Genomic DNA, 3,876 nt, shown 5'->3' with positions numbered 1-3,876 from the left:
GGCGCTCTTGGCATGAAGGCTGCGATCCTGGGTCTGCTGCGCAGCCCTTTCGCGACACAAGGCCGCTCCTACAGGGGCCGTTGCAGGGCCGGGCCAGGCGCCGCACCGCCAGCCCGAAACCTTGCCGTTGCTCAATGGTCGTCTCCCACAATTGGAGTCGGAACACTAGAATAGAGCCGACGCATCCATTCAGAACTTCCTTATGCCCAACCCTGTTGATCCCCAAGCGCTCGCGCAGCTGCCGCTGGACGAACTCGTGGCCTGCCACGAGTGCGACCTGCTATTGCGCAAGCCGGTGCTGCAGCACGACGAGAAGGCCCAGTGCCCGCGGTGCGGCTACGAGCTCTATGCCCACCGGCACAACCTGGTCAATCGCAGCCTGGCCCTGGTGCTCACCGCCCTGTTGCTCTACGTGCCGGCCAACTTCCTGCCGATCATGCAGTTGCACCTGCTCGGCCAGACTTCCGACGACACGGTCTGGAGCGGTGTGCTCGGGCTGTACAACTCCGAAATGCGCGGCATCGCCGTGGTGGTGTTCCTGTGCAGCATGGCCATCCCGTTGCTCAAGCTGCTGTGCCAACTGGCGGTGCTGCTGAGCATTCGCCTGGACATCGGCCGCAGCTATGGCTTGCTGATCTATCGTATTTACCACCACCTGCGCGAGTGGGGCATGCTCGAGGTCTACTTCATGGGCGTGCTGGTGGCCATCGTCAAGCTGGTCGACCTGGCCGAGCTGAGTATCGGTCTGGGGCTGTTCTGCTTCATCAGCCTGTTGCTGGTGCAGGTATGGCTCGAGGTGGTGATGTCGCCACACCAGATCTGGGTGGCACTGTCGGGGGAAGATGTCCATGCGGGCGATTGATGCAGGCATCCTGGTCTGCAATGAATGCCATGAGCTGAACCGCCGGGTGGCCGACAGCACGTCGCAGACCTGCACCCGCTGTGGCGCCACCGTGCATGCGCGGCGGCCGAACAGCATCGTGCGCACCTGGGCGTTGCTGATCACGGCAATGATCCTCTACATCCCGGCCAACGTGCTGCCGATCATGACCGTCAGCGCCCTCGGCCAGGGTAGCCCCGACACCATCATGTCCGGGGTGATCACCTTGATGAAGCACGGCATGCTGCCCATCGCCGCGGTGGTGTTCATCGCCAGTATCCTGGTGCCGACGTTCAAGCTGGTGGGCATCGCCCTGCTGCTGTATTCAGTGCAACGGCACCAGCCGCTTTCGGCTCGCCAGCGCATCCTGATGTACCGCTTCATCGAGTTCATCGGGCGTTGGTCGATGTTGGACATCTTCGTCATTGCCATTCTGGTGGCGGTGGTGAATTTCGGCCGCATCGCCAGTGTCGAAGCCAACCTGGGCGCCGTCGCCTTCGCCACCGTGGTGATCCTGACGATGCTCGCCGCTTTAACTTTCGATCCCCGACTGATCTGGGATAACACGGAGTCGGATGACGACCATGAGTGACTTGCCTACGGCTAAAACCCGCCCCGCTTCAAATTGGTCGGCCATCTGGATCCTGCCGCTGATCGCCCTGGCGATCGGTGGCTGGCTGGCCTGGCAGGCCTACCGCGACGCCGGTATCGAGATCCAGGTGCGTTTCGAAACCGGTGAAGGCATCGTCGCCAACAAGACCGAAGTCATCTTCAAGGGCATGTCGGTGGGCAAGGTCACCAGCCTGGTGCTGGACAACAAGGGCGACAACCGCGGTGTCATCGCCACTGTCGAAATGAAGAAAGAGGCTGGCCCGCACCTGACCAAGGGCACGCGCTTCTGGCTGGTGAAGCCAAGCGTCAGCCTGGCAGGGATCACTGGCCTGGAGACGCTGGTCTCGGGTAATTACATTGCCGTGGACCCAGGGGACGGCGAGCCGACCAAGCGCTTCACCGCGCTCAAGGAAGCACCGCCGCTGTCCGATAGCGAGCCGGGTCTGCACCTGACGCTCAAGGCCGAGCGCCTGGGTTCGCTCAACCGCGATAGCCCGGTGTTCTACAAGCAGATCCAGGTCGGCCGGGTGAAGAGCTATCGCCTGTCCGAAGACCAGGGCACGGTAGAGATCAAGGTATTCATCGCGCCGCCCTATACGGCCCTGGTGCGCAAGCACACGCGTTTCTGGAACGCCAGCGGGGTCAGCATCGATGCTGATTTCTCCGGGGTGAAGGTGCGCACAGAATCGCTGTCGAGCATCGTCGCCGGCGGTATCGCTTTTGCCACGCCGGAAAACCGCCAGGACAGCCCGCCCACCGACCCGAGCCTGCCGTTCCGCCTGTACGAGGACTTCGACGCGGCCCAGGCTGGTATCCGGGTCAAGGTCAAGCTCAGCGACTTCGAAGGCCTGCAGAAGGGCCGCACGCCTGTGTTGTACAAGGGTATCCAGGTGGGCTCGCTCAAGGACCTCAAGGTCGAAAGCGACCTGACCAGCGCCACGGCCGAACTGACCCTGGATCCGCTGGCCGAGGACTACCTGGTCGAGGGCACGCAGTTCTGGGTGGTCAAGCCATCGATCTCGCTGGCGGGTATCACCGGCCTGGAGGCATTGGTCAAGGGCAACTACATTGCCGTGCGCCCGGGCGAGCCGGGGGCCAAGCCGCAGCGCGAGTTCGAGGCGCGGCCCAAGGCGCCGCCGCTGGACCTCAAGGCGCCGGGCCTGCACATGGTGCTGTTCGCCGATACCCTGGGCTCGCTGGAGGTGGGCAGCCCGGTCATGTACCGCCAAGTGCGCGTGGGCAGCGTGCAGAGCTACCAGTTCGCCCGTAACAGCAAGCGCATTCTCATCGGTGTGCACATCGAGAAGGAATACGCCAACCTGGTCAATGGCTCGACACGCTTCTGGAATGCCAGCGGCATTACCCTCACGGGCGGTCTGTCGGGTATCCAGGTCAAGAGCGAGTCGTTGCAGACCCTGATGGCCGGTGGTATTTCCTTCGACACGCCGAAGCCGGACGTGCCACTCAAGCGGCGTATTCCGCGCTTCCGCCTGCACGAGAGCCAGGATGCGGCCAACCGTGCCGGTACCTTGATCACCATTCGCGTGGACCGCGCCGATGGCCTCAAGCCCGGCACGCCGATTCGCTTCCGTGGCCTGGATGTGGGCAGTGTCGAAAGCGTCGACCTGACCGCCGATCTGCAGGCGGTGTTGCTGCGTGCGCGAATTACCCAGGCCTCCGAGCGTATCGCCCGTAGCGGCACGCAGTTCTGGGTGGTCAAGCCGGCGTTTGGCCTGGTGCGCACCGAAAACCTCGACACCCTGGTGAGTGGCCAGTACCTGGAGGTGCTGCCGGCGCTCAAGGACAAGGGCCCGCAGCGTGATTTCATCGCCTTGAGCGATGTGCCCGAAGTCAAAGGCGAGGAGGTCGGTTTGCCGCTGACGCTGAGCGCGCCGCGGCGCGGCTCGATCAAGCCAGGGGTGCCGGTCACCTACCGTGAGGTCGCAGTGGGCAAAGTCACCGGCTTCGAGCTGGGCCAGAGCGCCGACCGCGTGCTGATCCACATTCTGATCGAGCCGCGCTATGCCGGCCTGGTGCGCGGCGGTAGCCGTTTCTGGAACAGCAGCGGGTTCGGTTTCGACTGGGGCCTGTTCAAGGGCGCCACGGTGCGCACCGAGTCGCTGGAAACCCTCATCGATGGCGGTATCGCCTTCGCTACCCCGGATGGCGAGCAGATGGGCAACCCGGCGCGCCCGCAGCAGACCTTCGCGTTGTTCGACAAGCCGGAAGATGCCTGGCTGCAGTGGGCGCCGAAGATCCAGATCGGCAAGTGATGAAGGGCGGGGCCGTCATGCGGCCCTGCCCCTGTAGGAGCGGCCTTGTGTCGCGAAAGGGCCGCAAAGCGGCCCCAGCGTTACCACATGGAGCTGGGGCTGCTGCGCAGC

At 63.9% G+C, this 3,876-nt stretch carries 3 protein-coding genes; all 3 read left to right on the top strand.

Features of this window, described 5'->3' with window-relative positions:
* Window positions 1-202: 202 nt before the first annotated feature.
* The 3 genes from NJG22_RS24270 to NJG22_RS24260 are packed head-to-tail and all read left to right on the top strand — an operon-like array spanning window position 203 to window position 3,765.
* Window positions 203-862, top strand: a complete 660-nt coding sequence (locus NJG22_RS24270; protein ID WP_253098456.1) for a paraquat-inducible protein A — start codon at window positions 203-205, stop codon at window positions 860-862.
* Complete coding sequence (locus NJG22_RS24265; protein WP_217852722.1) at window positions 849-1,472, top strand: paraquat-inducible protein A; 624 nt, start codon at window positions 849-851, stop codon at window positions 1,470-1,472. The genes NJG22_RS24270 and NJG22_RS24265 overlap by 14 nt, the downstream gene beginning before the upstream one ends.
* The gene (locus tag NJG22_RS24260; RefSeq protein WP_253098454.1) at window positions 1,465-3,765 is read left to right on the top strand and encodes an MlaD family protein; all 2,301 of its coding nucleotides are present in this window, start codon (window positions 1,465-1,467) and stop codon (window positions 3,763-3,765) included. Before NJG22_RS24265 ends, NJG22_RS24260 begins: the two co-directional genes overlap by 8 nt.
* Window positions 3,766-3,876 lie beyond the last annotated feature (111 nt).

Origin of the sequence: Pseudomonas sp. VA159-2 (assembly GCF_024126635.1) — a bacterium.
Classification (GTDB): Bacteria; Pseudomonadota; Gammaproteobacteria; order Pseudomonadales; family Pseudomonadaceae; genus Aquipseudomonas; species Aquipseudomonas muyukensis.
Note: the sequence above shows the minus strand (reverse complement) of the source record. Positions and strands in the feature narration are given on the sequence as shown.

Bases quoted from the DNA above. Each gene is read 5' to 3' on its own strand.
- NJG22_RS24260 (WP_253098454.1), top strand. From the start codon at position 1,465: ATGAGTGACTTGCCTACGGCTAAAACCCGCCCCGCTTCAAATTGGTCG.
- NJG22_RS24265 (WP_217852722.1), top strand. From the start codon at position 849: ATGCGGGCGATTGATGCAGGCATCCTGGTCTGCAATGAATGCCATGAG.
- NJG22_RS24270 (WP_253098456.1), top strand. From the start codon at position 203: ATGCCCAACCCTGTTGATCCCCAAGCGCTCGCGCAGCTGCCGCTGGAC.